The organism is Gelidibacter salicanalis (assembly GCF_016469035.1).
Classification (GTDB): domain Bacteria; phylum Bacteroidota; class Bacteroidia; order Flavobacteriales; family Flavobacteriaceae; genus Gelidibacter; species Gelidibacter salicanalis_A.
The window spans coordinates 1-330 of the sequence record NZ_JAEHJZ010000310.1; the positions used below are offsets into that span (position 1 = coordinate 1).

Annotated in this window: 1 protein-coding gene; it reads right to left on the reverse strand. The window is 33.6% G+C overall.

What is annotated here, in order from left to right:
- Positions 1 to 330: WD40 repeat domain-containing protein (locus tag JEM65_RS21580; RefSeq protein ID WP_199603822.1), on the reverse strand; the 330-nt coding region annotated here is incomplete at both ends.

A 330-nucleotide genomic window follows, 5' to 3' on the forward strand; every position in this document is an offset into this window, starting at 1 on the left:
ATTTCGTTTTTCGAAGTAGTAATTAGTTTGCTTCCATCTACTGAGATTAAGGGATTGCTGTAGGAATATCCTCTAATTCTTTTAAGTCCATCGCCAGTTTCAGCATTCCATATCAAAACATTGGAAAAGGAACTAGTTACTATTTTCTTTTCGTCGGGCGTAAATATAACATTATCAAAGGCGGTCGAAAAAATGCTTCGTAAAACAAAGTTGTCTTCATAATTATTAAACAAATGAAGTTCTTCTCCAGATTTAACATCCCATATTTTTATGTTGTTTTCCTCTCCAGTTGTCATGATTTTCCCGCCTTTAGGAGAAAATTTTGCCTTA